The sequence below is a fragment of the Amycolatopsis sp. NPDC005961 genome, assembly GCF_040629235.1.
Classification (GTDB): domain Bacteria; phylum Actinomycetota; class Actinomycetes; order Mycobacteriales; family Pseudonocardiaceae; genus Amycolatopsis; species Amycolatopsis camponoti.
The window spans coordinates 15,064-41,181 of the sequence record NZ_JBEXVF010000061.1; the positions used below are offsets into that span (position 1 = coordinate 15,064).

Genomic DNA, 26,118 nt, shown 5'->3' on the forward strand with positions numbered 1-26,118 from the left:
GCTCCTCACCGCCGAGGCCTCGAAGGAGTACTCCATGCGCGGCTCCACGCTCCTCCGCCTGCTCCTGCCCGTCCTGCTCGCCACGACGACCCTGGGGGTGACCGCGGCACCCGCCGGCGCGGCCACCACCACGATCGCCGTCGACGGCGGCAGCACCGGGCGCACCTTCGACGGCGTCGGCGCGATCAGCGGCGGTGGCGGCAACTCGCGCCTGCTGATCGACTACCCGCCCGCGCAACGGGCCCAGATCCTCGACTACCTGTTCAAGCCCGGCTACGGTGCCGCCGTCCAGCTGCTGAAACTGGAGATCGGCGGCGACGCGAACTCGACCGACGGTTCCGAACCCAGCCACCAGCACGTGCGCGGTGACATCGACTGCAACGCGGGCTACGAGTTCTGGCTCGGCGAACAGGCCGTCGCCCGCAATCCGGGGATCAAGCTGGTGGCGCTGCCCTGGGCCGCGCCGGGCTGGGTCGGCGGTGGGAACTTCTGGTCCCAGGACATGATCGACTACGACATCTCCTGGCTGGACTGCGCGAAGCGGCACGGGCTGACGATCGGCTACCTCGGCGGCTGGAACGAACGCGGCCACGACAAGACCTGGTACAAGAACCTGCGCGCGGCGCTGAACTCCCGCGGCTACGGCGCCGTGCAGGTCGTCGGCGACGACAGCAGCTGGAACACCGCCGACGACATGCTGTCCGACAGCGGCTTCAACGCCGCGGTCGGCGTCGTCGGCTCGCACTACCCGTGCGGCTACCTTTCGGACGCGACGACGTGCGCGTCGTCCGCGAACGCCGTCGCCACCGGGAAACCCCTGTGGGCCAGCGAATTCGGCTCCCAGGACTTCAACACCGGTTCCGCCGCCTACATCCGCACCATCACCCGGGGCTACCTCGACGGCCAGATGACCGGGTTCATGAACTGGCCGCTGGTGGCCGCGCTGTATTCGGACCTGCCCTACAGCACGGTCGGCCTCGCGACCGCGAACACCCCGTGGTCGGGCGCCTACCAGCTCGGGAAGAACCTGTGGGCCAACGCGCAGGTGGCCCAGTTCACCCAGCCCGGCTGGAAGTTCCTGACCGGTTCGGCGAGCGGCTACCTCGGCGGCAACCGCGCGAACGGCAGCTATATCTCCCTGCGGGCAGCGAACGGCACCGACTACTCGACCATTTACGAAACCACCGGCGCGAGCGCCGCCCAGACCGTGAACGTCACCGCCTCGGGTGGGCTGAACACCGGCACCGTGCACGTCTGGTCGACCGACCTGGGGTCGTCGAACCCCACCGACCACTTCGTGAAGCAGGCCGATGTCACCCCGGCGTCGGGAACGTATTCCCTGACCCTGCAACCGAACCGGATCTACTCGGTCACCACGACCACCGGCCAGGGAAAGGGCACCGCGACCAGTCCGGCGGCCGGAAACCTGAGCCTGCCGTACTCGGACGACTTCGACGGCTACAGCACGCGCAGCGCCGCCAAGTACTTCTCCGACATGCAGGGCTCGTACGAGGTCCGGCCGTGCGCGGCCGGCCGGGGCGGGCAGTGCCTGCAGCAGGTCGCGCCGGTCCGCCCGATCAACTGGCAGGACGACAGCGACGCCTTCACCCTCGTCGGCGATCCACAGTGGAGCAACTACACCGTCGGCACGGACGTCGACCTGCAGCAGGCCGGCACCGTCACCCTGCTCGGCCGGGCCGGCACGCAGAACCGACCGCAGAGCCACCAGGCGGCCTACCAGCTGCGCATCGCCGACACCGGCGCGTGGTCGATCGCGAAGAACAGCAGCGGCGGCGTCCTCACCACCCTCGCGTCCGGCACCCACGCGGCACTGGGCCTGAACACCTGGCACAACATCAAACTCGGCTTCAGCGGCAACCGGATCACCGCGAGCCTCGACGGCGCCACGCTCGGCGCCGTCACCGACACGGCGTTCACCACCGGCCTCGCCGGCGTCGGGGTCGTGGGGTACCAGACGAACCTCTTCGACAACTTCTCCGTCACCCCGAACGCGGACGGGAACTACGGCGGCATCCTCAAGGGCCAGGAATCCGGCCTGTGCGCGGACGTTCCGGCGGCGAGCCAGACCGACGGCACCGCCGTCGCCCTCTGGGACTGCACCGGCGGCGCCAACCAGAGCTGGACCGCGACCCCGGCCAAGCAGCTGATGGTCTACGGCACCAAGTGCCTGGACGCGAGCGGCGCCACCGACGGGTCCCCCGTCCGGATCTCCGGCTGCACCGGCGGCGCCGCCCAGCAGTGGGCGATCACCGCGGACGGCTCGGTCGTCAACGCCGGGTCGGGCAAGTGCCTCGACGCCACCGGGCACGGCACGGTCCCCGGGACCGCGCTGGTGCTGTGGGGCTGCAACGGCGGCGCGAACCAGAAGTGGGCGCGCGGCGACACCCCCGGCATCCTCAAGGGGCAGGAGTCGGGCAAGTGCGCCGACGTCCCCGCGGCGAACCAGGCCAACGGCACGGTCCCGGCGCTGTGGGACTGCAACAACGGCACCAACCAGGCGTGGACGTCCACCACGAGCAACCAGCTCAAGGTGTTCGACACCAAGTGCCTCGAGACCGCCGGCGGCGCCACCGCGGACGGGACGGCGATCCAGATCCACGACTGCACGGGCGCCGCCACGCAGCAGTGGCGGGTCCAGGCGGGCGGCGCGGTCGTCAACGTCGGCTCCGGCAAGTGCCTCGACGTGACCGGTCACGGGACGACGAACGGCACCCCGTTCGTCATCTGGCCCTGCACCGGTGCCGCGAACCAGCGGTGGTCACGCGGCTGAGCCGGCCCGAGCTTGTCACCGGAGACTTCGAGAACGGTCGCGGCTCAGCGGAACTCCGGGAGCACGTGCTCCTGCCAGCCCCGGAAGAACGCGTCGTGGTCCGGTCCGATCTGCTGGACGTACACCTCGTCCACCCCGGCTTCGACGTACTGGCGGACCCGGTCCACGTGGGCCTTCGGGTCGTCGCCGCACACGATCGCCTCGGCGACGGCGTCGCGCGGCACCAGCTCCATCGCCGCCTCGAAGTCCTGCGGCCGCGGCATCACCTGCGCGAGCTGGCCCGGCAACGCGTCGTTGGCCCACAGCCGGTGCGCGACGTCGAGCGCCGCCTCCGGGTCGGCGTCCCAGCTCACCTTCATCCCCGCCTGCACCGGCTTGTCGCCCCCGCCGGACTCCCGGAACGCGCGAACGAGGTCGGCGTCCGGGGTGACGGTGCAGTAGCCGTCCCCGATCCGGCCGGCGAGCTCGGTGGCCTGCGGCCCGAAACCGGAGACGTAGATCGGCACCGGCCGGTCGGGCACCGTGTAGATCCGGGCTTCCTGCACCCGGTAGTGCGGCCCGCGGTGGCTGACCGCCTCGCCCCGGATGCCCGCCGCGTGCAGTTCGCGGATGACCTCGATCGCCTCCTCGAGCATCGCCAGCCGCTCCCCCACCGACGGCCACGGGTCACCGAGAACGTGCTCGTTGAGCGCCTCCCCCGACCCCACCCCGAGCACGAACCGGCCGTCGAGCTGCACCGCCGCGGTCGCCGCCGCCTGGGCGATCACCGCCGGGTGCAGCCGGATCGTCGGGCAGGTCACCGCGGTCGTCACCGGCAGGGAGACCGCCTCCGACAGCGCGCCGATCACCGACCAGACGAACGGGCTCTGCCCCTGCTCGTCGTTCCACGGGTGGAAATGGTCGGAGATCCACAGCCGCTCGAAACCGGCCGCCTCGGCCGCTCGCGCCTGGGCGACGAGCTCGCGCGGACCGTACTGCTCACAGGACAGGAAGTACCCGATCGACGTCATGCTCGCGGGTACCCGGCGCGTGGCCCGGTATGCGTGCGCGGCCGGGTGAAGCGTTCTTGCTTCCGGCACTTCGATGCGTGCGGCTCGGTCGTCAGGTCCTGGTGGCGGCCCGTTTGACGGTCTTGATCACCGGCGCGGTCTCGATGTGCGTGATGGCGCGCAGTGCGGCCACCCGGGTGGTCAGGTAGCGGTACAGCTCCCGCTGGTTCGCGCACACCACGCTCGCGTACAGGTTTGTCGGCCCGGTCGTGGCGGCGGCGAACGCGATCTCCGGGTGTCCGGCCAGAGCCGCACCGGCCTCCTCCAGGTGTGCGGGGGCGACCGACAGCCAGAGGAGAGTGCGGGTGCCGACCCCGAACAGGCTTCCGTCGACGTCGATGTCCAGGTACAGCACCCCGCGTTCGCGAAGCTCGGCCATCCGGCGCCGGACCGTGGTGGGCGACCAGCCGGTCACCGCGGCCAGGTGCTCGAACTCGGCCCGCCCGTCGGTGGCGAGCGCGGCGAGGAGCTTGCGGTCGCCGTCGTCGAGCCGCACCGGCCCCGGCCGGTGCGGCACCGGCGGCGGGCGCAGCCGCTCGATCGCCGCTTCGTCCAGCGAGCCGAGCTTGGCGACCAGGCTGTCCGGGCCGCCGTAGTACGCGTGCAGCACCGAGTGGGCGGTCACGCCCTCCACGCGTGGGGTGCGGGGCAGCTTGGTCAGCAGCAGTGCCTCGCTGTCGGCTTCGCTCTCGGTAAGGACTGTGCAGCTGATCTCGGTGCCCCCGGAGGTGATGCTCACCCAGGAGGTGTCGGGGCGGCGGGCCAGCGCCTCGGCGACCGGGACCGACGCGGCGGGCGCGCAGCGCACCCGCAGGAACCACAGCACCGCGCCCAGCGCCGTCGGGTCGACCCCACCGATCACCCGCACCGCCCCCGCCGACCGCAGCCGGGCGTACCGGCGGGCGATGGTGCGATCCGACACGCCGAGCACCTCGCCGATCGTGCTGAACGGGGCCCGGCCGTTGACCTGCAAGGCGTGCACGAGCCGGCGGTCCAGCTCGTCGTAGTCGGATTCCACCGGCTCAAGCCTAGTCGACGTCGGATATCAGCGAACTCCAGTCTGTTTCTGGCGCAGCCGGGCCGGTGGACGGAGTGTTGCTCTCGTCCCGATCGGCACAACCAGGGGAGAGAAACCATGAATACCGACGTGCTCGTCGTCGGCGCCGGACCGACCGGCCTGACGCTGGCCCACGAACTGCGGCTGGCGGGAGTGTCGGCCGTGCTCGTCGACAAGCTGGCGCAGCGCAGCACGTTGTCGAAAGCGGGCGGCGTGCAGTCGCGCACGCAGGAGGCGTTCGACCAGCGTGGCTTGCTGGAACCGTTGCTGGCGACGGGAAACTTCCCGCTCGGCACCGCCCACTTCGCCGGGATCACGCTCCCGCTCACCCGGGAGCGGCACCGGCATCCGTGGCGGTCCATCCCGCAGGTGGCGATCGAGGGATTCCTCGAAGAACACCTTGCCGCCCAGGGCATCCCCGTGCGGCGCGACCACGAGCTGACCGGCGTCGCCCAGGACGGCGACGGGGTCACCGCGACCTTCGCGAGCCGCGGTGTCATCCGCTCCCGGTACCTGGTCGCCGCCGACGGCGGCCGCAGCACGGTGCGGTCGCTGCTGGGAGCGGAGTTCCCCGGCCGGCCGGGCACGATGACCACCGTCGCCGCCGACGTGCGGCTGGGCGGCGAGGACCTGGCGATGACGCACGGCCGCAGCGCGGACGGGCACTGGGTGTCGGTGTTCCCGCTCGGCACCGACTCGCAGGGCAGGCCGCTGCGCCGGCTCTCGCTGGGCGGGCCGGGCCGGTCACTGCCCCGCGAGGCTCCGGTCACCGAGGACGAGATCCGCGACGGCCTGCGCGCCGTCTTCGGCTCCCGGGTGCGGCTGCTGGAACTGCGCTACGCCCGCCGCATCACCAACGCGGCCCGCCAGGCCGCGCGGTACCGGCACGGGCGGGTGTTCCTGGCGGGCGACGCCGCCCACGTCCACCTCCCGATCGGTGCGCAGGGCATGAACACCGGGATCCAGGACGCGCTCAACCTCGGGTGGAAGCTCGGTGCCGCCGTGCACGGCTGGGCCCCGGAACCCCTGCTCGACACCTACCACGCCGAACGCCACCCGGTCGCGGCCGCCGTGCTGCGCAACGTCCAGGCGCAGAGCCTGCTGATGGACCAGCAGGGCACCGGCGACCCGGATCTGGTCGCCGCCAAGGAACTGTTCGCGGCCCTGACGCACCTGCCGGCGGTGCAGTACCACCTCGACGACATGCTGTCCGGGATGGGCATCCGCTACCCCATGCCGGGCGCCGAGGACCACCCGCTCGTCGGCCTGCCCGCGCCGGATCACGACCTCGGCCCGCTCCGGTCGCACGAGCTGCTGCGGCGCGGACGCGGCGTCCTGATCGACCCGGCCGACCGGTTCGCCAAGGTCGCCGCCCTCTGGCCGGACCGCGTGGACCGCGCGGGCCAGGGCGCGGAGGCCGAACCGATGCTGATCCGCCCGGACGGGTACGTGTGCTGGGCCGGCAACCCCGACGACCTCGAACCGGCGCTCGGCCACTGGTTCGGCGAACCCCGGTGATCAACCGCTTGCCCAGGCGTGGCCGGACGGCAGCTCACGCGAGGCCGGTGGCGAGTACGTGCTTACCCATGACACCGCCGCGCTCGAACGCCTCGTGCGCGGCGGCGATGTCGGCCAGCGGGTACACGCTGTGCACCGTCGGGCGCAGCGCACCGGAGGTGACGAAGCCGGCCAGATCGCTCAACACAGCCGAGTCGGGATTGGCGCTGAACGTGCGGATGCGCCGGGAGCCGTGGATGGCCGACGCCGCGATCGCGGCCAGCGCGGGGGCCGACAGTCCGACGGTGACCATCCGGCCGCCCTTGCCCAGCCTGGCGCGGTAGCAGTGCAACTCGGACCCGACCGTGTCGACGATGACGTCGAACGGCCCGATCGCGTCGGAAGTCGTGGTGCCGTAGTCGAGCACGGCGTCGGCTCCCAGATCGCGCAGGACGGCAGCGTGGCGATCGCGGGCCAGCGCGGTCACGTGGCCGCCCATCGCGTGGGCCAGCTGCACCGCCGCGGTACCGACACCGCCCGCAGCGCCGCGCACCAAGACCCGTTCGCCTTCGCCCAGCCCGACGCTGTCGCGCAACGCGATCAACGCGGTGCTGCCCGCCACGACCAGGGACGCCGCCTCGACCGCCGGGACACCCGCGGGAGCGAGACCGAGGCGAGCGGCGGGAACCACGACGTACTCGGCCGCCGCGGCCGTGGTGTGCCGCTGCCGCGGGTGCACCATCCCCCACACCCGATCCCCGGCGCGGTAGCCCTCGACGCCGGGCCCGACCGCGACGACGGCACCGGCGAAGTCCAGGCCGACACCGAGCGGGAACTTCCGGCCCGACACCATCTTCAGCCCACCGGCGCGGACGATCGTGTCGTGCCCGTTGACGCTGGACGCCTCGACCGCCACCAGGACCTCACCGGCACCGGGCGAGGGACGCTCGGTCTCGGTGACCCGGAGGACCTCCGGCGGCCCGAAGCTCGTGATCTGTGCGGTCTTCATGTCGCATTGTCCTTTCGTGATCGGCTGGTGCGGCACCGATCCTGGGCCCGTCGCCGGGCCGCACGGGCGTCCGGGTTTTCCTGGGACCGCCAGACCCACCTTCGGCGGTCACCCCGCGGGCATACTGAACCGATGACCGACGACCCCCGCCGCGCGCTCGCCGATTTCCTGCGGACCCGGCGCACGCGGCTGCGGCCCCAGGACGTCGGCCTGGAGCCGGGCCCGCGACGGCGCGTCGCCGGGCTGCGCCGCGAAGAACTGGCCCTGCTGGCCGGGGTGAGCTCGGACTACTACCAGCGCATGGAGCAGGGCCGCGACGTGCGGCCCTCCGACCAGGTCCTCGACGCCATCGCCCGCGCGCTGAACTTCTCCGCCGAGGAGACCCGGCACCTGCACAGCCTCGCCGCCGCCGCGCGCACCCCGGCCCGGCCGGCTCGGGTGTACCCGCCGGAGGAGGTACCGGAGACGACGCTGCGGCTGCTGCACGCGACGACGTCGCCCGCCCTGGTCGTCGGGCGCTTCCTGGACTTGCTGGCCTGGAACCCGCTGGCCGGCGCGCTGCTGGGCACGTTCACCGAGCTGCCGCGGACCGAGCGGAACCTGCTGGCGATGCTGCTGCACCCCGAAGCCGACCAGGCGTGCCCGGAGCGGGCGGCCACGGTCGCGGAGCTGACCGGCATGCTGCGGGCCCAGGTCGCGGCCGAACCGGGGCACCCCCGCGCGGTCGAACTGGTCGGTGAGCTGGCGGTGCGCAGCGCGGAGTTCGCAACGCTGTGGGCCCGCCACGACGTCGAGGACACGACCCGCGGCCGCATGCGCGTCGAGCACCCGCTGGTCGGCGAGCTGAACCTGGACTGGGACGCCTACCCGATGCCGGGCGCCCCCGGGCCGGTGCTCATCGTCTACACGGCGAAGCCGGGCGGCCCGGACCACGAGCGACTCCAGCTGCTGGCCGGCCTGCTCGAGACACCCGGCCGGACAGCGACGTCCGCCCGGAGGACGTGAGGGTCGATCGCCGACCCGCCTCGGGCGGGTCGGCGTCGCCCGGTCAACGACGACCGGCGCCGGTCAGCTCCGGCGGATCGAACCGGACGTAGCGACCGGCCCCGCCGAGTTCGTCGGCGGCTTCGTTGAGGCGCTCCGGGCTCGCGACGTGGCCCCAGCGGCCGGTCTCGATGCGGGACTCCAGCGCGTGCAACGCCGCGATGCTCTCCGACGGCTGGAACGCGCAGTGGCCGGTCGCGCCGACGTAAGCCTGGCGCAGCAAGCCCCCGGCGCCCGCCCGGTGCACCTGCTCGCCGTACCAGTCCTCCTGCTCCACGGGCACGAGCTGGTCGGCGGTGGTGTGGATGTCCAGCGTCGGCACGCGCAGCCGGCCCGTCACCGTCGACGTGCGCGCGAGGGTGCGCACCGCCTGCGGATCCGGCCGGATGTCGGCGTCACGGGTGAGGGTCGCGAGGTCGGCTTCCAGGTCGAGCCCCGCCGCGCGGTACAGGGCCCGGACCTGACGGGCGTGGCTGCTGTCACCGAGCAGCTTGCGGTAGTCGACACCCGCGGTGGACGCGCTGTTGCCGCCCGCGGCCAGCTCGATCTGGTAGCGACCGGTGACGACGAACCCGAGGACGAACTGCGAAAGTTCCTGCTGCTGCTGGGCTTCCTGGCCCGCGTAGTCGGTCGGCGCCGGCGGTGTCGCGCCGGTGAACCACCCTGGCTCGTTCATGAGGGCCGCGGCCAGCGCGATGCGCGCCTGCCCGGCCGGGGTGGCCTGGGCGTCGGTGGCGATCTTCGTCAGGGCGGCGGCCGACGCGCTCGCCTCGTCCGGGCTCGCGAACCGCACGAGCTTGACGTCCTGGGCCGGTGCGAGCAGGTGCGCCAGCGCGTATTCGCCGTCCAGCTGGTAGTTGTTCAGGTTCAGGCCGCCGGCGACGAGCCCGCACGTGCTCAGGACGCCGTCGAGCCGACGTCCGCCGTCCTCGGCTTCCAGTGCGCTGACCAGGCCGCCCATCGACGTGCCCCACGCGATCGTGCGCCGCGGCTTCCCGGTGAGCTGCTCCAGGGCCGTCAAAGCACCGAACTGGTCGCGCACCGCCGAAGCGAGCGCCCACCACGACGGGCCGCTGTACGACGAGCCGACGAGCGCGTAGCCGCTGCCGAGCAACGCCTGCTTCGTCTCGTCGTTCGGCGCGTTCTGGGCGGCGAGCGGGCCGAAACCGTGGCTGTACAGGATGGTCGTGCCGTTCCAGGCGTCCGGCACGTCGGCCACCCAGGTGGCCCCGTCCGGCAGCTGCCCGGTGTGGTGCCCGCTCGCGGCCCCGGCGGCGACGCCCGAGGTAAGGCCGATCGCCAGCATGATCGAGCCGGCCAGCGCCACGACGCGGCCATACCACCTGCGCATGCTCGTGCCCCTTTACCCGGGTCGCCTCACCCGGCTCGTCGCGGAATCACTGGCGAGCACAGTGCCACAGCCCCACCGAGATGTACAGGTTTCCTGTCTTTATTCGGCCGGAGGTCAGTGCGAGGGACGATCCGAAAGCGCGGCGTGGCACGCGACGACGTACTCACGGAACCGAGCCGCGTCGCGCGGACGCAGCTGGGAGACCAGCCGCTCTTCGAGCGCGACCACGTCGTCACGGACACGACCGAGGATGTCCGCACCGGAGCCCGTCAAGCGGATCACCCGCCGCCGCCGGTCGCGAGGATCGCCGTCCCGCACGATGAAGCCCAGCCGCTCGAGCGCGACCACCATGTCGGCCATCGCCTGGTCGGTGACGAACGAGTTCCGCGCCAGCTCGGCCGTCGTGAGCCCCGGCCGCCGCTCCAGCACGGTGAGGGCGGTGTACTGCAACGGCGTGAGCGCGACGGGGCGGAGCACGTCGTCCAGCCGGGCCCGGACGGCGAGCTCGAGCTGCTTCACGAGGTACAGCAGGCCCGGCCCGGCCGGGCTCGAAGGCGAAGACGCGGACGGCGACATCGCTCCATGGTGACCGACGACGGTCGGTAGCCGAACAAGACACCCGGACGGCGGCAGACCTTCGACCGCACGACCTTCGGGGTCGTCCGAAACCCACTTCGGGTGGATATCGGGCCGCCACGAACCATTCCTTCGTGTCACGACCAAACTGGTCACAGAAGTTACCGAAGTTGTTAGGCTGCCCACCTGCGCGAACATGCTCTGTTTTCCTTGAGGTGCCGGAGGTTCACGGCATGACACTCGCACCACCGCCTGGTCTTTTCACCGCCAGGACGTGGCGGCTCCCCGTTGCTTCCCCGGCGCGGATTCACAACGCGGCCCTCGGCGGTACCGACAACTACGTTCTCGACCGCGAAGCGCTGGCCGCGCTCGAGGAGACCGCACCCGGCTTCACCGAGCTGCTCCGCGCCACCCGCGCCTGGCACGTCCGCGTCGTGCGGCACCTCGCCCACCGAGGCATCGACCAGTTCCTCGACCTCGCCGCGGGCCTGCCCCACGCCCACGAGAACACCCACCAGATCGCCCAGCGCCACAACCGCGACGCGACCGTCGCCTACACCGACACCGACCCGTTGCTGCTCAGCTACGGCCGCGCGCTGCTGGAAGACAACGACGCCACGCACATCGTGTCCGGCGATCACCTCGACCCGCACCGGCTGCTCGACCACGAGCAGCTGTGGTCGGTCCTGGACCTCCGCCGGCCGGTCGCGGTGCTGATGACCCGCGGCGTCCAGCACGAACTCGACGACCACCGCCTGAGCGCGGCGCTGACCGGGTACCGCAGCCTGCTGGCACCCGGATCGGCGCTGGCGCTCAGCGGGTGGATCGAACCGGTCGACGACCCCGATCTGGCGCGATCCGTCGAGCAGGTGTGGCACATCCACTCCGGCCGTCGTCTGCGCTGCCGCACCGGCTCCGAGCTGCGGCGGCTGTTCGACGGATACGACCTCCTCGACCCCGGCCTGGCTCCGGTCCAGAGCTGGTGGCCCGACGGACCCCTGCTGCGCGCCCCGGGAAAGGCGCTGAAACTCGGCTGCGGAGGTGTCGGCGTCGTCCCTCCGACGCCCGGCTGACCCCTCACGTCTCGGCTGACGCTGACCAGTCCGCCGATTCAGCCCTTCAGGTCCGGGAAGTCGTCGTCGCGGTACTCCCCGGCCGTCCGGCCGTGCGCGACCTCGGTTTCGCGCTGCCGCAGCTCCACCCGGCGGATCTTGCCGGAGATGGTCTTGGGGAGCTCGGCGAACTCCAGCCGGCGCACCCGCAGGTACGGCGCCAGGTGCGAGCGGGCGTGGGCGAGGATCGAGCGCGCCGTCTCCGCGTCGGGCTCGTGGCCGGCCACCAGCGAGATGTAGGCCTTCGGGACCGCCAGCCGGACCGGGTCCGGCGCCGGGACGACGGCCGCCTCGGCGACGGCCGGGTGCTCGATCAGGACCGACTCGAGTTCGAACGGGCTGACCTTGTAGTCGGACGCCTTGAAGACGTCGTCGGTGCGGCCGATGTAGGTGAGGTAGCCGTCCTCGTCCCGGGAGGCGACGTCGCCGGTGTGGTAGAAGCCGCCCGCCATCACTTCGGCGTTGCGCTCGACGTCACCCTGGTAGCCCGTCATGAGACTCACCGGCTGTCGCGCCAGGTCCAGGCAGATCTCTCCCTCGCCGGGACCGTCGACGACCGTGGTGGTCAGCGGATCGACCAGCACGACGGGGACGCCCGGCAGCGGCCGGCCCATCGATCCGGCCTTGACCGGCTGGCCTGGTGTGTTGGCGACGCACGCGGTCGTCTCGGTCTGGCCGAAGCCGTCCCGGATGGTCAGGCCCCAGCGCTTCTCGACCTGGCTGATGACTTCGGGGTTGAGCGGTTCGCCGGCGGCGATCACCTCGCGCAGCGAGCCGGGGCCGCCGGACAGGTCGGCGTTGATGAGCATCCGCCACACCGTCGGCGGGGCGCAGAACGAGGTGACGCCCTCCTCGCGGATCCGCGTCAGCAGCGCGGCCGGATCGAAGCGCCCGTAGTTGTAGACGAAGACGGTGGCCTCGGCGAGCCAGGGCGCGAAGAAGTTCGACCAGGCGTGCTTGGCCCAGCCCGGGCTGGAGATGGTGAGGTGCACGTCGCCGGGCCGCAGGCCGAGCCAGTACAGGGTCGACAGGTGCCCGACGGGATACGACACGTGGGTGTGCTCGACGAGCTTCGGCCGGCTGGTCGTGCCGGACGTGAAGTACAGGAGCAGCCGCGCCGTACTGGCGTTGCCCGGATGCGGAACCGCCGGACGACCGCCGTCGTAGGCGGCGGCGTAGTCCAGCCAGCCGTCGACGCTGCCCACGGCGAAGCGGAGGTAGCCGCCCGGAACCTCGTCGAACTTCGGCGCGTCGGCGGGGTTGCAGATGACCGCCCGCGCCCTTCCCCGGTCCAGCCGGTCGGTCAGTTCGGCGGAGCCGACGGCGGTCGTCGTCGGCATGATGACCGCCCCGAGCCGGATCAGCGCCAGCATGCTCTCCCACAGCTCGACCTGGTTGCCGAGCATCACCACGACGCTGTCGCCGGCGCGCACGCCGTGGGCGGCGAGGTGCGCCGCCACCTGCTCGGAGCGGGTGACCAGGTCGGCGAAGGAGTACTCGCCCCGGCGTCCGTCCTCCTCCGTGATCACCAGTGCGGGCCGGTCGTTGCCGCGGGCGAAGGTGTCGAACCAGTCGTGCACGAAGTTGAAGCTCGGGCCGACGTCGGGCCACCGGAACGCGGCGACGGCTTCGGCGTAGGACGCGCGCAAGTCGTGCAGCCGGTCACGGGCGTCGCGAAGGTCGATGACCGGCGGACGCCGCGGCGGGGTGGGGGTGCTCATCGTCGGGCTCCTCGAAGCGGGCGTTTCGTGGACAGGGGTGGTGGGCTTCTCCGGGCCGGGCGGGGGCAGCTCCGGCTCGGAGAAGCGGGTCAGGCGCCGGCCGGCGGGCGGGCGTCGCGCATCATGCCGGTCCGGGGGTGGCAGTTGACGTACTCGAAGATCTGCTCGCGGCCGTCGGACACCGACACCTCGTGGTAGAGGCGCAGCTTCTCCAAGCCGGTCACCACCCGGAAGAACGTGACGAAGATCCGCAGGTGGGTCGGGTGGGACTCGGCCCACCGCTCGAGGTGCTCCAGCGACCGCCAGTGGCCGATGTTGTAACTCTCGTCGAGGTCGTTGCCGTCGAGGTCGATGCTGCGCACGAACCGGTTGCTGTAGCAGCCGAGCGTCTCGCCGTTGTCCCGGAGGAAGTCCATGCCTTCCTCCAGTGGCGGGAGGAGCTCGTCGAGGTAGAGCGAGCGCTCTTCCTCCCCCGCGGCCCGCCAATCCTGGCCCGAGCGGATGAGGGCGATGTTGTCGTGGCCGCGGACGACCACCCGGCCACCCTTGCCCGGATCACCGGAGACGATGGTGAGGTTTCCGTCGGCCTGCAACCAGTCGGTCTGCGACTGCGGGATGCGGTCCCGCATCGAACCCCAGTAGCCGTGCTCACTGATCTCGTCGCTGATCTCCCCCATGACGCTCCCGACGCCCGGCAGGTCGTCCTGGAACGCGTACAGGGTCTCGAACTGGTCCGCGCGGGGCGTGATGACTTCCCGGAAGTAACCGAGGCCGTCGGTAAGCCGCTCGTCGGCGTCCCACCAGCCCTTGACCTCGTCGGAGCGCAGCCAGCGGCAGAAGGCGGCCGGGTCGCTCCAGTAGCCGACGGCCATGAGGTTGTGGTGGCCGGAGTCGTCGACGTGGTCGGTGAGGTCGTGGTGGACGGGGCCGTCCGCGCCCTCGAACGTGCCGGCGAGGTGGCGGAGCGCGGCCAGGGCGGCCGGGCGCTGCGCGTCCTGTCCGTATTGGACACCGAGGTAGGCCATGACGACCTGCTGGAGGCCGGCGCCGGCGCGGGCCACCCACATCGGGAACGGCGGCCGGTAGTCGTCGGGGACCCGCCGGGACAGGGTGCGCGGGCACTGCAGGTGGGTGTCGATCGCGGATTCCATGGTGCTTCCTCCTTGACGAAAACGTTCTGGACGGTCACCGGCCGGGGGCGCTCACCCGCCGGAGCCCGGCCGCGGACAGCACCTCGCCGAGTTCTTCCGGTGGCTCGGCGAGGCCCGGGCCACCGCGGCGCACCCAGTCGGCGACGGCGCGGGCCCGTTCGACGGTGTTGACCTTCGTGACCCAGGCCGGTCGGGCACCTCGCCGGCGCCCCTCGACGCCCGGGTTCACGACCACGACGTTCGAGAGGTCGCACGCCCACAGGCAGCCGACGCGGGTGAGCCGCGCTTCGGGCCCGATCGCGGTGCCGAGGACGTCGGCGATGCCCTCGTGGTCCACATCGGGATGCTTGCGGGTGGTGCCACAGCAGCAGCCCCGGCACATCCGGACCCGCGGCCCGGACGCGTTCACCGGGCCTGGGCGCGCTGCGGACCCGGGGATGCACCGAGCCGGGGGCGGCCGGAGGCCAGGAAAGCGAAGACGGCGGCGAGAACGAGCCACATCACGCCGATCTGAGCCAGCGACGCGACGCGGAAGTGCCAGATCAGGTCGGCCGGGACGGTCGGCGGCACCGGGTCGGCGACGTCCGGCAGCGCCCAGAACAGGACGGCCGTTCCGGCGATTCCCACGGCGGTGGCGGCGATCGCCCGCGCTCCGTGCGTCAGGTTCCCGGCGCGCGCGACGCTGGTGACCACGGCCGTCAGGACGACGGCGCCCACGATCGTCCCCAGGTAGGTGAGGGTGCGGACGTCGACGGTCATCGGGTCGCCGACCGCGGGCGGGTTCGCCGGGATGACGAGGGCCGGGGCCAGGGTGAAGGAGACGAAACCGAGCCCGGCCAGCACCATCACCGACGACGCGGGCGAGCCACTGCCGGGCAGCCTCGCCCGGAGGAACCGGTGCACGAGTGCGAAGGCGATGCCGATCAGGATTCCGACCACGACCACGGTGGCCAGGCCGAACGAGACCTGCTCGCCCCGCGTCACCACCTCCCCCGCGGCCTGCGCGTGGCCGGCGTGCTCGTCGGCCTCCGCGTCTTCGAGGGCGATCGCGGTGCGGATCAACGGCTCGACGAGCCAGTACATGACGGCGGATCCGGTCACCCCGGCCACGACGCCCGCGAGAGCGCCGTAGCCGATGGTGCGGCCCAGGGGAACGGTGTCCATCAGCTGTCCCCTGCCGCTCAGTGACACGGGACGCCGAGGGCGTGGCGCGCGTCGTGGGTGGCTTCGTGCAGGTAATGGGCGGCCTGCGCGGAGAGGGCGAACCCGTTCTCCTGCAGGAGGAACAGAACGCCCAGCAGCGCGAGGACTGTGAGCGTGATGCCGAGGTGGGTGGTCGCGATCTTGCCCTTCGCGACGATGATGCGCTGGGTCATGGGATTTCCTTCCGGGTCAGGCGGGAACGGTGCGCGCGGGGTCGACGGCGATCGGCTCGGTGTGCGCCTCGTGGTGGTTGCGGTTGGCCGGCAGCGCCAGGACTTCCTCCGTCTGCACGTCGAGCGCGGCCGCGTCGAGCACGCCCGCCTTGGCCATCACCACTTCCAGAGCGGAAACCCAGTGCCGGTAGTAGGACCACGGGATGTCGCTCGACTCCCAGTCCTGAATGGACGCGATCAGTGCGCCCTGGAACTCCGACCAGTCGAACCCGAGCCGGCGGTGGGCGGTGACGGCCATCGCGAACGCCCGGATTTCCCAGGGGTGCTCGAAACCCGGGTCGCCGCCGGGCATCCCGCAGACGAGCTGCTCGACCTCGCGGCGCGTTTCCCCGAGGGCCGCGGCGCTGGGGTACGGCGCCGGGAGGGTCGTCGTGGCGGACATCAGGCGACCTCGGCGACCGGGCCGACGCCGATCATCGAGTCGCGGGTGACCAGGGCGAGCAGTTGCTCCTCGGTCCACCCCTCGGTGCCGGCCGGGCGCCGCGGCAGCACCCAGTAGCGCATCTCGCTGCTGGAGTCCCACACCCGCACCTCGACGTCCTCGGGGACGTCGAAGCCGAACGCGTCGCGCAGGACCTTGCGCGGCTCCCGGGTGATCGCGGCGCGGTACTGCGGGTCCTTGTACCAGTTCGGCGGCAGGCCGAGCACCGGCCACGGGTAGCAGGAGCAGAGGGTGCAGACGATGATGTTGTGCACCGTGGCGCTGTTCTCCACCACGACCATGTCCTCGCCCTGCAGGCCGCTGATCCCCAGCTCCTTGCACGCTTCGGACGCGTCCTCGACGAGCCGGGCCTTGAACCCGGGGTCGCTCCAGGCCTTGGCGACGACCTTGGCTCCCAGCTGCGGCCCGACCTCGTGCTCGTAGATCTCGACCATCCGGTCGATGGCCTGCGTCGTCATGACCCCCTGCTCGATGAGCATCGACTCCAGCGCCTTGACGCGGGCGGCGATCTCTTCCTGGGTACGGATCTTCGCGCTCATGCGTGCGCTCCTTCGGCGGTGGTGGCGAGCTCGAGGTAGGGGTCCCAGACGTCGAAGTAGACCGACCCGTTGGGCTCGGCGTGGTCGGCGCCCCACAGCTCGTCGTTGGTGAACCGGACGGTGTAGACGTGCTCGGGGTGCTCGCCGAGCCCGTTGCCGGCGGTGTCGGGGTAGATGAAGGCGCCGTGGGCCAGCACCACCTCACCGACGGCACCGCGGATGTAGCGGGCCCGGCGGGTGTGGCCCTTCGGCGAGGACCGGTCGACGCGGACGACGTCGCCGACCTCGAACCGGGCCGGCTTGGCCGGCTCGCGCTTCGCGGTGGCGCCCGCGGGGACGACGGCGTTGACGAACGCGAGCAGGTCGGGGTCGTCGGCGTGCTCGGGCAGCGGGGCGTCCGGGTGGGCCAGGTAGTACTCGGTCCGGCGGTCGAGCTCGGCGAGGTCGAGCTTGCCGAGCTGCTCGCCGTAGTGCTCGACGGTGTGGACCCAGTGCTCGTAGTACGGCGACTTCAGGTACACGGCCGGGTCGATCAGCTCGATGCCGTGCCGGAACTGGTCGACGCCGAAGAAGCCCGCCCGGAAGCACAGGGCGAACATCGGGAACACGGCTTTCTCCCACTCCGTCCGGAAGACCGGTTCCTCGTCGGGGACGACGACCGGACCGAGGCCGTCGGTGCCGGCGAGGTCGAATACTCCGTTCATGCGCTGAGCTCCTTGTGGTAATCGGGCGCGGTGAGCGTTCCGAGCGTGCGTTCGAAAGCGTGGGCGGCGGCCAGCACGCCGGCGTCGTCGTGCTTCCGGCCGACGACCATCAGCCCGACCGGCAGGCCGCCGGACAGGCCGGCGGGGATCGAGCAGGCCGGGTGACCGGTCACGTCGAACGGTGCGGTGTTGGAGACCATCTCCAGTGCGCGGCCGATGATCTCTTCGACCGGTGCGTCCTCGGACGGGATCGGGCTCGCGGTGATCGGGAGCGTGGGCATCACCAGGACGTCGTAGGTGGCGAGAGCCGTGTCGTAGGCGGCGGCCAGGACGCGCTCGAGGTTGCGGGCCTTCGCATAGCCCGCGCCATAGCCGTTCCGCAACGCGTACGTGCCGCCGAGGGCGACCAGCTTCACCGTCTCCGAGAACGCCGACGGATCCTGTCGCCACTGCCGGCCGTAGAACGCCATCTGATCCGGGTCGTAGGCGCCCTTCCAGTTGAGTCCGTAGGCGTTGCCCTGCACCATCTGCCACGTCGCGCCCTCCACGGAGATGACGTCCCAGATCGCGGCGCCGTGCTTGTGCCACGGGATCGGCACCTCCTCGGCCACGTGCCCCGCGGCGGTCAGGCTCTCGACGGCCCGCCGGACCACAGCGTTGACGCCGGGATCGGAGTTGGCCTGGTCGAAACCTTCGGCCACGACCCCGATCCGCAGGCCACGGTCCAGCTCCAGCGCTTCGACGTAGTCGATTCCGGCGAGGCCGATCAGCTGCCGGGGGTCCTTGCCGTCCGCGCCGGCGAGGACGGTCAGCATGGCCGCGGCGTCGGCGACCGTCGGCGCGATCGGGCCGAGGTGGTCGAGGGTCTGCTCGATCGGGAACGCGCCGGTGTAGGGCACCAGCCCGAAGGTCGGCTTGTGCCCCACCACCCCGCAGAAGGACGCGGGGATGCGGATCGAGCCGCCCTGGTCGCCGCCGATCGCCAGGTCGACCTCGCCGGCCGCGACCAGGGCGGCGCTGCCGCTCGACGAACCGCCGCTCGTGCGGTCCAGGTCCCACGGGTTGCGGATCGGCCCGGTCTTCGCGGTGTGCGAACCGCCGGAAAAGCACAGGTCCTCGCACACCGACTTGCCCGCGATGGTCGCCCCGGCGTCGAGCAGGCGCGTCACGACGGTCGCGTCCACCTTCGGGACGAAGCCCCGGACCGTCTCCGACCCGTTCATCATCGGGACCCCGGCGACGGCGACGTTGTCCTTGACGGCCACGCGCCGCCCGGCCAGGGGTCCGTCCGGGCGTCCGGTGAGCTCGGTGGTGACGTACCAGGCACCCAGCGGGTTGTCGGCCGGCTCGGACCATTCCCGCCGCGGAGCCGTCGGGGCCACCTCGGCGTCGTACAGGTCGTCGACGACGGCCCACGAGCCGAGCAGGCCCGTCGTCGCGGCGTGGTACACGTCGAGGTCCCCGGGAGCGATGCCCAGCCTCAGCTCGCCGGCGAGGCCCTCGATCGCGCTGCGTGAGGGGAGCTCCATGGTTTCTCCTCGTCAAGGTCCGGTGTCTGCGAGCGATCGAATGCCCGCGGCGCGCCGGGGTCAACGAGGTGCGACGGCCTTGGATAGCGAGAGTCAATGTCAGGGCACGGAGGTACAGCGAAGGGCCCGCGGACCCCGCACGAAGTTGACAAGGTTCCGGTCGCGTCGCACTGTTGGCCCATGTCAGGTGCGGTGCAGATCGATGCCGCGGACCGGCCGCCCCCGGAACGCGTCGACTACTGGCGCTCGATCGTGTGCGACCAGTTCGTGCCGCTCGCGGTCGAGCCGGTCGGGTCCGCCCTGCGCGGGAGGGTCGCCGGTGGCGACGTCGCCGAAACCCGGCTGCGGCGGATCCGCGCCACCCGGCACACGTTCGAACGACGGACCCGCGACATCCGCACCGAAGACCCCGGAGTCCTCCACCTCCTGCTGCAGGACCACGGTCAGGCGACGGTGGAGCAAGACGGCCGGACCGCCACCCTGACGCCGGGCGATCTGCTGTTCTACGACAGCTCCCGTGCGTTCGCCTTCCGGACCGGCGAGGAATTCCAGTTCACGATCTGCCTGCTGCCGAAGAGGCTGCTCCCGGTGCCGGAGAAGGTGCAGAAGGACCACACCGCACGGATCTTCTCCTCCCAGGAGGGCGTCGGCACCGCGGCTGCCGCGCTCCTCACGTCGATGGCGCGGCAGGTGACGGAGGCCGCTCCGCGCCAGCAACTGGCCCTGCAGCAGGCGATGGTGAGCGTGTACGTCGCGTTGATGTCGGAGGACGGGATCGGCGGCAGCCCACCGGAGATCCACCTGTCACTGGCGAAGTCGTTCATCGTCCGCAACCTGGGTGACCCGAAGCTGTCCCCGGCGGACGTGGCGGCGTCCTGCAACCTCTCGCTGAGCTACCTGCACCGGATCTTCTCCGGCGACGGCACGACGGTCGCGGGCTACCTGCGGGAGCAGCGGCTGCAGGCCGCCCATCGCGACCTTTCGTCGGCCGCGGTGGACGAGCCGGTGATCCAGGTCGCCCAGCGCTGGGGCATCACCGACGCGGCCCACTTCAGCCGGATGTTCAAGAAGCACTTCGGCCTCACGCCGGGCGACCTGCGCCGCCGCACCGCGCGCTCCTGAGAGGCGGCCTCGGCCGGGGTGGTGTCGCCATTCCCCGGGCCACTGATCGCTTTCCGCGACCACGCCGCCCGGAACCGGGCTCAGACCGGCCGGGCCGTGGGCCGGAGGCCGTCCATGAGCAGGTTCAGCAGGCGACCGGCCTTGGCTTCGTGCTCGGGCCGGGGGGCCACGGTGAAGATGCCGATGAGGGACGCGGCGATGTCTTCGGCGGTGACGTCGGAGCGGAGGTCGCCCGCCGCGCGGCCGGCGTCGAGGATCGTGTCGATGGCCGCCAGCAGCTCGGTCCGGGTCCGGGCATGGGCGATCTCGCCCGCCTCGATCATCGCGAGCAGCGTGTCGAGCATGCCGTTCTTGGTCGCGATCCAGTCCCCGAACAAGTCCATCCAGCGCCGCATCGCCGCGGCCGGCGGCAGCTCGCCGAGCAGCTCGCCGGCCCCCGTCGTCAGCCGCACGACCTGGTCCCGGTAGACCGCGTCGACCAGCGACTCACGGGTCGGGAAGTGCCGGTAGAGCGTGGCGATGCCGACCCCGGCCTCGCGGGCGATCGCCCGCATCGACGGCTCGGCGTCGGCCGAGACGAACATGCGGGTCGCGACCGCGAGCAACTGGTCGCGGTTGCGGGTCGCGTCCGCGCGGGGTCCCCGCGTCTCCACGTCAGCCAAAACGGATCACGCTCCGGTTGTGTTAGGGTCGTTCTGGTAAACGGAGCATAGTCCGTTTCGCTGCGTTCCCTCACCCCAAGGAGACAGGCGCCCATGCAGCACCAGAACGCTCACCCGTCGGCGGCCACGAGCAGGGCAGTCCAGCTCGACGCGTTCGGCGGTCCCGAAGTCCTGGCCGTCCGGGAGATTCCCGCGCCGCGGGCCGGCGCCGGCCAGGTCCGGGTGCGGGTCACCGCGGCCGGTCTCAACCCGATGGACTGGATCATGACCGCCGACGCGGACACCGCCGCCCGGTTCGGCTTGAGCCTGCCGGCCGGGTTCGGGTCCGACTACGCGGGAGTGGTCGACCAGGTGGGCGAGGGGGTGACCGCCTTCGCACCGGGCGACCGGGTGTTCGGGAGCGCCCTGTCCCGCGCGGTCGCCGGCTTCGTGGTGATCGACGCGGCCGGCGAGATCGCGGCGAACGAAGCCCGCCACACCCCCGACGGCGTCGACGACCGCACCGCCGCCACCCTCGCGATCGCCGGCCGCACGGCAGCCGCCGCCCTCGCCGTGGTCTCCCCCGGCCCGGACGACACCCTGCTGATCGGCGGCGCGGCGGGCGGAGTCGGGGTGTTCGCCGTCCAACTGGCCCGGCTCACGGGAGCGCGCGTGATCGGGACGGGATCGGCGACATCGTCCGACTTCCTGCGCGACCTCGGCGCCGAGCCGGTCACGTACGGCGACGGCCTGGCCGACCGCGTCCGAGCCCTCGCCCCCGGCGGCGTCACCGCCGCGATCGACCTGCACGGAACGGAAACAGCGCACACCGCAAAGGAACTCGGCGTCCCGGCCGACCGCATCTGCACCATCGCGGTGCAGGTCGAGGGCGTGCCGGGGGCCAACGGCGCGAACGCCGCTCCCGGCGCACTGGACGAGATCGCCCGCCTGGTCGCGGCGGGCCGGATCCGGGTGCCGATCGCGGCAAGCTTCCCGATCGACCAGATCCGCCAGGCGGCGGAACTCCAGGCCGGCCGGCACGTGCACGGCAAGGTCGTCATCGACCTCTAGCGCGACGACGAAGGGCGCCGTCCGGGGTGTGCCAGGTCGGCGGAACGATCCCCCTTGTCGGAGACTCAACCCGAAACCGCGACCGGCAGCATGCCCCCGCCGGATGCGATGCGGGCGATGAGGCCACCGCCGAGGACGACGTGGCCGATCATGATCGGGTAGATCACGGCGCGTTCGAACAGGCCGATGTTCCACGCCCAGCCGGTGAACACATCGGCCATGAACACCGTGAACGCGACCAGCCCGACGATGCCCAGCACGACGCTCGCGACGGAGCGGCCGCGCCCCAGTCCGATCCGGGAACCGTTGACCCCGACGGCGATCGCCATCAGGTTCCCGGCGATCATCACCCCCTGGGCACCGTAGGTGTGGAACGCGATGAGGCCGTTCGCGACGTTCGCGGTGGATCCCTGGAAGATCCCGACGAGGGACACCCCGACGCCGGCCAGGATCGCCGGCACCACGATCACGGTCGGCCGCGGTCCCCCACGCAGGTCGAAAGTGAGCAGCGCCCCCGTGATCAGGATGACGCCGTAGAGCACCCAGCCGACGTCCATGACCGCTCCCAGCGGGGAGTTCCCCACCTGCCCGAACGCGACCTGGCTCGGACCGGTCAGTCCCAGGTGGCTGACCCAGTTGTAGAACGGCGAATAGTGCGGGCTCTGCCAGGCCGACGCCGTGATCAGCTCGGCCACCCACGACACCAGCGGACCGAGGAAGAGCAGGACTGCTCCGGCGCGGGCAGCCGGGCCGGAGCGGATGATCGGCGTCACTTCAGCGCCATGCCCGGGACGCGGGCGCGGATCGCGTCCATGGTCGCCTCGTCCGAGACGCCCTGCCAGTCGTACCGCGGCGTGTAGGGGGCGGTGAGGGCGCGGACGTCTTCGTCGGTGAGCTCGACGTCCAAGGACGCGATGGCGTCGTCGATCTGCTTGGTCGAACCGGCGCCGACCAGCGGGGCGGTGACCACCGGCTGGCGGTGCAGCCAGGCCAGGGCGATCGCCGCGCGGCTCACGCCGTGCTCGGCGGCGACTTTCCCGACCGCGTCGATGATCGCGCGGTTCGACGCCTCCTCCGTCGGCGAGTAGAGCAGGTCGGCGTAGGCGCCGTCGGTGTCGGACCGGGCGGTCGACTTCGCTTCGTCCCAGGCGCGGGCCAGCCGGCCGCGCCCCAGGGGGCTCCAGATGATCGTGCCGACGCCTTCGTCCAGGCACAGCGGGATCATCTCGCGTTCTTCCTCACGGGCGAGCAGGTTGTAGTGGTCCTGCATGGACACGAACCGCGCCCAGCCGTGCTGTTTCTGCAGGTGCAGGGCCTTGGCGAACTCCCAGGCGAACATCGACGACGCGCCGAGGTAGCGCACCTTGCCCGCCTTGACCAGGTCGTGCAGCGCTTCGAGGGTCTCCTCCAGCGGCGTCGCGTGGTCGTTGCGGTGGATCTGGTAGAGGTCGATGTAGTCGGTGCCGAGCCGCCGGAGGCTGTGGTCGACCTCGGTCATGATCACCTTGCGGGACAAGCCTTTCCCGTTGGGACCGGGCCGCATGGGGTGGCGCAGCTTGGTGGCGATCACGACGTCGTCGCGGTCGGCGAAGTCCTTGAGCGCGCGGCCGAGGATTTCCTCGCTGGAGCCGTTGGAATACATGTTCGCGGTGTCGAAGAAGGTGATGCCCGCGTCCAGGGCGTGCTTGATCAGGGGGCGGGCCCGCTCCTCGCCCAGGGACCACACGGGGTGGCCGCGGTCGGGCTCGCCGTAGGTCATCGCGCCGATCGCGATGGGCGAGACGTCCAGGCCGGTGGTGCCGAGCTTCACGTAACGCATGAGGGGTTCTCCAGGGGTAAACTCGCGGAGGATTCTCCGGAAGTACCCCCGAAACTAGCGGAGAGTTCTCCGCATGTCAAAGCGTGAGGCATCATCGAGTCATGACCGACCAGACGCCGGGCACCTACGGCACGCAGCGGAAGGCCGCCGCGCGCAACCGTGTCGCGATCATCGAGGCCGCCCACGAGCTGTTCGCGGCGGACCCGCTCGTGCCGCTGAACGACGTCGCCAAGCGCGCCGGCGTCGGCGCCGGAACGCTCTACCGCCACTTCCCCACCCGGCAGGACCTGATCCTCGCGGCCTACGAGCACGACATCGAACGCCTGACCACCACCGCCGACGACGTGCTGGCCCAACACTCGTCCGCGAAAGCCGCTTTCATCGAGTGGTTCGAGACGCTGTCGGCCTACATCCGCATCAAGCACGGCCTCGGCGACGCCCTGCACAGCGCCGCCGCCCAGAACGTGATCAGCGACTCGTGGGCGCCGACCACCGCGGCGGTGAAGAAGCTCGTCGACGCCTGCGTGGCCGAGGGCACCATCGCCCCCGGCCACGACCCGGCCGACATCATCATGCTGATGAGCTTCCTGTGGCGCGTCGCGAACGACGACGAGGGCGCGGCACAGGGGCGGCGCCTGATCGCCGCCGTGTTCTCCGGGCTCCAGGCGCCGCCACCGGCCTGACCGGGGGTCATCGCCAGGGCAGGACCTCGCCGTCGCGGACCAGCTCGCCGTACTGGGCGGGGTCCACGGGCCGGAACACGAGATCCAGCAGCACTTCCGCGGCCTGGGCGGGGCTCGGGGCGTCGCGCACGTCCCACCACATCGCCGACGTCGGGGTGTTCATCATGCCCGGGCAGACGGCGGCCAGCAGGATGTCCCGGGCCAGGTCGGCTTCCCGCCGCTGACCCGCGAGCGCACGCACGGCCGCGACCTGGCCGATCTTGGACGGGATGTTGACGAACCCCGGCCAGTCGCCGCCGCGGGCGCTGCCGTCGGCGACCGCGTCGCGCCAGACCGCCACCTGCTTGTCCACCTCGTCCAAAGAGGACAGTCCGTCGAACCGGCCGTGCAGTGCGGGCGCGAGGTGGTTCAGCGTGCCGAACGAGCTGGCCACGACGAGGAACCGGCCGCCGTCGCGCAGCAGCGGCGCGAACGCCCGCAGCAGCCGGGTGGTGCCGAAGTTGTTGACCTCGGCGTAGGCGCCGACGATCTCGCGCGGGTCGTCCTCGGGCCCGACGCGCATGACGGCGTTGCCGAACACGATGTCGACGCCGCCGTGGCGCTCGGCCAGCCGCTCCGCGAGGCGGCCGGCCTCGTGGGGGCCGGCGACGTCGAGGACCTCGCCGCGGACCCGGGCCCCGCCGGCGGGCAGTGCTTCGACGGCCTGGGCGACGCGTCCGGCGTCCCGGCCGGTGAGGTACACGGTGTCCTCAGTGGACAGCCGGGCGGCGAGCCCCTCGACGAGGGCGAGCCCCAGGCCTTGGGTGGCGCCGGTGACGAGGGCGACCTTCGCGGTCATGCGATTCCTTTCGCGAGCAGGGTTTCCGACAGGGCCCACAGGCGCTCGGCGCCTTCGGGGTCGAGCGCGTAGCGGGCCACGCCGTGCAAGGGCGGGGCTTCGCCTCGGCGGTCGATGGTCGCCGTCTCCTCGCAGTCGGCGAAGTAACGGCCGCCGATCCCGTCGAGCAGCGGTGACGTCGCGAGCAGGACCGACGTGGCGGCGCCCTGTTCCGGGGTCTTGATCAGCTCGGGCGGGACCTGGCCGCTGCCGCGGCCGCCGGTGTGGCGCTGGAGGTTCGTGTAGATCGCGCCCGGCATCAGCGCGTTCGCGGTGATGCCGTCCCGCGCCCAGCGGCGCGTCGCTTCGACGGCGAAGAGCACGTTGGCGGTCTTGGACTGGCCGTAGGCGAGCCACGGGTCGTAGCGCCGGAAGGCGAAGTTGACGTCGTCGAAGACCACCGGCGACTGCATGTGCCCGGTCGAGCTGACCACCACGATCCGGGCGGCACCGTCGGCGGCCAGCGCGCCGTGCAAGCCGGTGGCCAGGGCGAAGTGCCCGAGGTGGTTGGTGGCGAACTGCAGCTCCCAGCCCTGCGGCGTGTACCGCTCCGGCGTGGCCATCACCCCGGCGTTGTGCACGAGGACGTGCAGCGGGCCGCCCCAGGACCCGGTGAACGCGGCGACCGAGGCGGGATCGGCGAGATCCAGCGGCGCGACGCGCGGCGCGGTGCTGCCGGTGGTGGCGGCGATGTCCCGCGCGGCCCGCTCCCCCGCCTCGACGTCGCGGACGGCCAGGGTGACCTCCGCGCCGGTGGCGGCCAGAGCGCGCGCGGTCTCGACGCCGAGGCCGGACGACGCGCCGGTCACCACGGCCCGCCGGCCGGTGAGGTCGACGCCCCGGGCGACGTCCAGGGCGGTGCTGCTGAATCCGAAGGGGGTGGTGATCAGGTTCATG

At 71.9% G+C, this 26,118-nt stretch carries 26 protein-coding genes; 7 read left to right on the plus strand and 19 right to left on the minus strand.

The features are described 5' to 3' along the window. Window positions 1-34 precede the first annotated feature (34 nt). Window positions 35-2,791 carry a ricin-type beta-trefoil lectin domain protein gene (locus tag ABZ342_RS37560; protein WP_360483521.1) on the plus strand — a complete coding sequence of 919 codons (2,757 nt, stop codon included), beginning with the start codon at window positions 35-37 and terminating at the stop codon, window positions 2,789-2,791. A gap of 44 nt (window positions 2,792-2,835) precedes the next feature. Here the strand turns inward: ABZ342_RS37560 and ABZ342_RS37565 are convergent, their stop codons facing one another. Both ABZ342_RS37565 and ABZ342_RS37570 read right to left on the minus strand, forming a co-directional pair. Beyond that, a complete protein-coding gene (locus tag ABZ342_RS37565) occupies window positions 2,836-3,801 on the minus strand; it encodes a TIGR03557 family F420-dependent LLM class oxidoreductase (RefSeq protein WP_155542656.1) in 966 nt (321 codons plus the stop codon). 91 nt (window positions 3,802-3,892) lie between these two features. Then, window positions 3,893-4,858 (minus strand): Lrp/AsnC family transcriptional regulator, encoded by a 966-nt coding sequence (locus tag ABZ342_RS37570; RefSeq protein ID WP_360483525.1) that lies wholly within the window; start codon window positions 4,856-4,858, stop codon window positions 3,893-3,895. A gap of 117 nt (window positions 4,859-4,975) precedes the next feature. On the opposite strand from ABZ342_RS37570, the gene ABZ342_RS37575 reads away from it, so the two are divergent. Then, complete coding sequence (locus tag ABZ342_RS37575; RefSeq protein ID WP_360483528.1) at window positions 4,976-6,415, plus strand: FAD-dependent monooxygenase; 1,440 nt, start codon at window positions 4,976-4,978, stop codon at window positions 6,413-6,415. Window positions 6,416-6,449: 34 nt separating this feature from the next. Here ABZ342_RS37575 and ABZ342_RS37580 read toward each other — a convergent pair whose 3' ends face one another. Next, on the minus strand, window positions 6,450-7,403 hold the full coding sequence (locus ABZ342_RS37580; RefSeq protein ID WP_360483531.1) for an NADP-dependent oxidoreductase: 954 nt from the start codon (window positions 7,401-7,403) through the stop codon (window positions 6,450-6,452). Window positions 7,404-7,535: 132 nt separating this feature from the next. Here ABZ342_RS37580 and ABZ342_RS37585 point away from each other — a divergent pair, with 132 nt between their 5' ends. Then, complete coding sequence (locus tag ABZ342_RS37585) at window positions 7,536-8,408, plus strand: helix-turn-helix transcriptional regulator (protein ID WP_360483534.1); 873 nt, start codon at window positions 7,536-7,538, stop codon at window positions 8,406-8,408. A 43-nt stretch (window positions 8,409-8,451) separates the two neighbouring features. Here the strand turns inward: ABZ342_RS37585 and ABZ342_RS37590 are convergent, their stop codons facing one another. Further along, window positions 8,452-9,798 (minus strand): alpha/beta hydrolase, encoded by a 1,347-nt coding sequence (locus ABZ342_RS37590; RefSeq protein ID WP_360483537.1) that lies wholly within the window; start codon window positions 9,796-9,798, stop codon window positions 8,452-8,454. Between the two features lie 114 nt (window positions 9,799-9,912). After that, window positions 9,913-10,374 (minus strand): MarR family transcriptional regulator, encoded by a 462-nt coding sequence (locus tag ABZ342_RS37595; RefSeq protein WP_360483540.1) that lies wholly within the window; start codon window positions 10,372-10,374, stop codon window positions 9,913-9,915. Window positions 10,375-10,607: 233 nt separating this feature from the next. On the opposite strand from ABZ342_RS37595, the gene ABZ342_RS37600 reads away from it, so the two are divergent. Next, window positions 10,608-11,447 carry an SAM-dependent methyltransferase gene (locus ABZ342_RS37600; protein WP_360483543.1) on the plus strand — a complete coding sequence of 280 codons (840 nt, stop codon included), beginning with the start codon at window positions 10,608-10,610 and terminating at the stop codon, window positions 11,445-11,447. 38 nt (window positions 11,448-11,485) lie between these two features. On the opposite strand, the gene ABZ342_RS37605 is transcribed toward ABZ342_RS37600, so the two are convergent. From ABZ342_RS37605 to ABZ342_RS37645, 9 genes are all read right to left on the minus strand, one after another. Continuing rightward, window positions 11,486-13,207 carry an AMP-binding protein gene (locus ABZ342_RS37605; RefSeq protein ID WP_360483546.1) on the minus strand — a complete coding sequence of 574 codons (1,722 nt, stop codon included), beginning with the start codon at window positions 13,205-13,207 and terminating at the stop codon, window positions 11,486-11,488. Window positions 13,208-13,296: 89 nt separating this feature from the next. Next, the gene (locus tag ABZ342_RS37610; RefSeq protein WP_360483549.1) at window positions 13,297-14,358 is read right to left on the minus strand and encodes a phenylacetaldoxime dehydratase family protein; all 1,062 of its coding nucleotides are present in this window, start codon (window positions 14,356-14,358) and stop codon (window positions 13,297-13,299) included. Window positions 14,359-14,392: 34 nt separating this feature from the next. Continuing rightward, window positions 14,393-14,695, minus strand: coding sequence for a hypothetical protein (locus ABZ342_RS37615; RefSeq protein WP_360483552.1), 303 nt, complete (start codon window positions 14,693-14,695; stop codon window positions 14,393-14,395). A 68-nt stretch (window positions 14,696-14,763) separates the two neighbouring features. After that, entirely contained in the window at window positions 14,764-15,522 is a 759-nt protein-coding gene (locus ABZ342_RS37620) for a CbtA family protein (RefSeq protein ID WP_360483555.1), read from the minus strand. A gap of 17 nt (window positions 15,523-15,539) precedes the next feature. Further along, a complete protein-coding gene (locus tag ABZ342_RS37625) occupies window positions 15,540-15,734 on the minus strand; it encodes a CbtB-domain containing protein (RefSeq protein WP_155542636.1) in 195 nt (64 codons plus the stop codon). Between the two features lie 16 nt (window positions 15,735-15,750). Beyond that, complete coding sequence (locus ABZ342_RS37630; RefSeq protein WP_360483559.1) at window positions 15,751-16,176, minus strand: nitrile hydratase accessory protein; 426 nt, start codon at window positions 16,174-16,176, stop codon at window positions 15,751-15,753. Next, the gene (nthA, locus tag ABZ342_RS37635; protein WP_360483562.1) at window positions 16,176-16,775 is read right to left on the minus strand and encodes a nitrile hydratase subunit alpha; all 600 of its coding nucleotides are present in this window, start codon (window positions 16,773-16,775) and stop codon (window positions 16,176-16,178) included. The genes ABZ342_RS37630 and nthA overlap by 1 nt, the downstream gene beginning before the upstream one ends. Next, on the minus strand, window positions 16,772-17,479 hold the full coding sequence (gene nthB, locus ABZ342_RS37640; protein WP_360483565.1) for a nitrile hydratase subunit beta: 708 nt from the start codon (window positions 17,477-17,479) through the stop codon (window positions 16,772-16,774). Before nthB ends, nthA begins: the two co-directional genes overlap by 4 nt. Further along, on the minus strand, window positions 17,476-19,008 hold the full coding sequence (locus tag ABZ342_RS37645) for an amidase (protein WP_360483568.1): 1,533 nt from the start codon (window positions 19,006-19,008) through the stop codon (window positions 17,476-17,478). Before ABZ342_RS37645 ends, nthB begins: the two co-directional genes overlap by 4 nt. A gap of 180 nt (window positions 19,009-19,188) precedes the next feature. Here ABZ342_RS37645 and ABZ342_RS37650 point away from each other — a divergent pair, with 180 nt between their 5' ends. Continuing rightward, window positions 19,189-20,130 (plus strand): helix-turn-helix domain-containing protein, encoded by a 942-nt coding sequence (locus tag ABZ342_RS37650; RefSeq protein ID WP_196425292.1) that lies wholly within the window; start codon window positions 19,189-19,191, stop codon window positions 20,128-20,130. A gap of 80 nt (window positions 20,131-20,210) precedes the next feature. Here ABZ342_RS37650 and ABZ342_RS37655 read toward each other — a convergent pair whose 3' ends face one another. Beyond that, the gene (locus ABZ342_RS37655) at window positions 20,211-20,792 is read right to left on the minus strand and encodes a helix-turn-helix domain-containing protein (protein ID WP_360483571.1); all 582 of its coding nucleotides are present in this window, start codon (window positions 20,790-20,792) and stop codon (window positions 20,211-20,213) included. A 93-nt stretch (window positions 20,793-20,885) separates the two neighbouring features. Between ABZ342_RS37655 and ABZ342_RS37660 the strand changes: the two genes are divergently transcribed. Continuing rightward, window positions 20,886-21,842, plus strand: a complete 957-nt coding sequence (locus ABZ342_RS37660; protein ID WP_360483574.1) for an NADP-dependent oxidoreductase — start codon at window positions 20,886-20,888, stop codon at window positions 21,840-21,842. Between the two features lie 65 nt (window positions 21,843-21,907). Here the strand turns inward: ABZ342_RS37660 and ABZ342_RS37665 are convergent, their stop codons facing one another. Both ABZ342_RS37665 and ABZ342_RS37670 read right to left on the minus strand, forming a co-directional pair. Continuing rightward, window positions 21,908-22,615, minus strand: a complete 708-nt coding sequence (locus ABZ342_RS37665; protein WP_360483577.1) for a DUF998 domain-containing protein — start codon at window positions 22,613-22,615, stop codon at window positions 21,908-21,910. After that, window positions 22,612-23,661 carry an aldo/keto reductase gene (locus ABZ342_RS37670; RefSeq protein ID WP_360483580.1) on the minus strand — a complete coding sequence of 350 codons (1,050 nt, stop codon included), beginning with the start codon at window positions 23,659-23,661 and terminating at the stop codon, window positions 22,612-22,614. The genes ABZ342_RS37665 and ABZ342_RS37670 overlap by 4 nt, the downstream gene beginning before the upstream one ends. A 101-nt stretch (window positions 23,662-23,762) precedes the next feature. Between ABZ342_RS37670 and ABZ342_RS37675 the strand changes: the two genes are divergently transcribed. Next, window positions 23,763-24,344, plus strand: coding sequence for a TetR/AcrR family transcriptional regulator (locus tag ABZ342_RS37675; protein WP_360483583.1), 582 nt, complete (start codon window positions 23,763-23,765; stop codon window positions 24,342-24,344). 7 nt (window positions 24,345-24,351) lie between these two features. Here ABZ342_RS37675 and ABZ342_RS37680 read toward each other — a convergent pair whose 3' ends face one another. Together ABZ342_RS37680 and ABZ342_RS37685 are read right to left on the minus strand one after the other, a co-directional pair. Beyond that, window positions 24,352-25,182, minus strand: coding sequence for an SDR family NAD(P)-dependent oxidoreductase (locus ABZ342_RS37680; RefSeq protein WP_360483586.1), 831 nt, complete (start codon window positions 25,180-25,182; stop codon window positions 24,352-24,354). Beyond that, window positions 25,179-26,117: an SDR family NAD(P)-dependent oxidoreductase gene (locus tag ABZ342_RS37685; RefSeq protein WP_360483589.1), complete on the minus strand. Its 939-nt coding sequence runs from the start codon at window positions 26,115-26,117 to the stop codon at window positions 25,179-25,181. Before ABZ342_RS37685 ends, ABZ342_RS37680 begins: the two co-directional genes overlap by 4 nt. Window position 26,118: the final 1 nt, after the last annotated feature.

Bases quoted from the DNA above. Each gene is read 5' to 3' on its own strand.
- nthB (WP_360483565.1), bottom strand. From the start codon at position 17,479: ATGAACGGAGTATTCGACCTCGCCGGCACCGACGGCCTCGGTCCGGTC.
- ABZ342_RS37645 (WP_360483568.1), bottom strand. From the start codon at position 19,008: ATGGAGCTCCCCTCACGCAGCGCGATCGAGGGCCTCGCCGGCGAGCTG.
- ABZ342_RS37625 (WP_155542636.1), bottom strand. From the start codon at position 15,734: ATGACCCAGCGCATCATCGTCGCGAAGGGCAAGATCGCGACCACCCAC.
- ABZ342_RS37650 (WP_196425292.1), top strand. From the start codon at position 19,189: ATGTCAGGTGCGGTGCAGATCGATGCCGCGGACCGGCCGCCCCCGGAA.
- ABZ342_RS37630 (WP_360483559.1), bottom strand. From the start codon at position 16,176: ATGTCCGCCACGACGACCCTCCCGGCGCCGTACCCCAGCGCCGCGGCC.
- ABZ342_RS37685 (WP_360483589.1), bottom strand. From the start codon at position 26,117: ATGAACCTGATCACCACCCCCTTCGGATTCAGCAGCACCGCCCTGGAC.
- ABZ342_RS37680 (WP_360483586.1), bottom strand. From the start codon at position 25,182: ATGACCGCGAAGGTCGCCCTCGTCACCGGCGCCACCCAAGGCCTGGGG.
- ABZ342_RS37670 (WP_360483580.1), bottom strand. From the start codon at position 23,661: ATGCGTTACGTGAAGCTCGGCACCACCGGCCTGGACGTCTCGCCCATC.
- ABZ342_RS37560 (WP_360483521.1), top strand. From the start codon at position 35: ATGCGCGGCTCCACGCTCCTCCGCCTGCTCCTGCCCGTCCTGCTCGCC.
- ABZ342_RS37585 (WP_360483534.1), top strand. From the start codon at position 7,536: ATGACCGACGACCCCCGCCGCGCGCTCGCCGATTTCCTGCGGACCCGG.
- ABZ342_RS37675 (WP_360483583.1), top strand. From the start codon at position 23,763: ATGACCGACCAGACGCCGGGCACCTACGGCACGCAGCGGAAGGCCGCC.
- ABZ342_RS37565 (WP_155542656.1), bottom strand. From the start codon at position 3,801: ATGACGTCGATCGGGTACTTCCTGTCCTGTGAGCAGTACGGTCCGCGC.
- ABZ342_RS37605 (WP_360483546.1), bottom strand. From the start codon at position 13,207: ATGAGCACCCCCACCCCGCCGCGGCGTCCGCCGGTCATCGACCTTCGC.
- ABZ342_RS37620 (WP_360483555.1), bottom strand. From the start codon at position 15,522: ATGGACACCGTTCCCCTGGGCCGCACCATCGGCTACGGCGCTCTCGCG.
- ABZ342_RS37595 (WP_360483540.1), bottom strand. From the start codon at position 10,374: ATGTCGCCGTCCGCGTCTTCGCCTTCGAGCCCGGCCGGGCCGGGCCTG.
- ABZ342_RS37610 (WP_360483549.1), bottom strand. From the start codon at position 14,358: ATGGAATCCGCGATCGACACCCACCTGCAGTGCCCGCGCACCCTGTCC.
- ABZ342_RS37580 (WP_360483531.1), bottom strand. From the start codon at position 7,403: ATGAAGACCGCACAGATCACGAGCTTCGGGCCGCCGGAGGTCCTCCGG.
- ABZ342_RS37590 (WP_360483537.1), bottom strand. From the start codon at position 9,798: ATGCGCAGGTGGTATGGCCGCGTCGTGGCGCTGGCCGGCTCGATCATG.
- ABZ342_RS37575 (WP_360483528.1), top strand. From the start codon at position 4,976: ATGAATACCGACGTGCTCGTCGTCGGCGCCGGACCGACCGGCCTGACG.
- nthA (WP_360483562.1), bottom strand. From the start codon at position 16,775: ATGAGCGCGAAGATCCGTACCCAGGAAGAGATCGCCGCCCGCGTCAAG.
- ABZ342_RS37600 (WP_360483543.1), top strand. From the start codon at position 10,608: ATGACACTCGCACCACCGCCTGGTCTTTTCACCGCCAGGACGTGGCGG.
- ABZ342_RS37660 (WP_360483574.1), top strand. From the start codon at position 20,886: ATGCAGCACCAGAACGCTCACCCGTCGGCGGCCACGAGCAGGGCAGTC.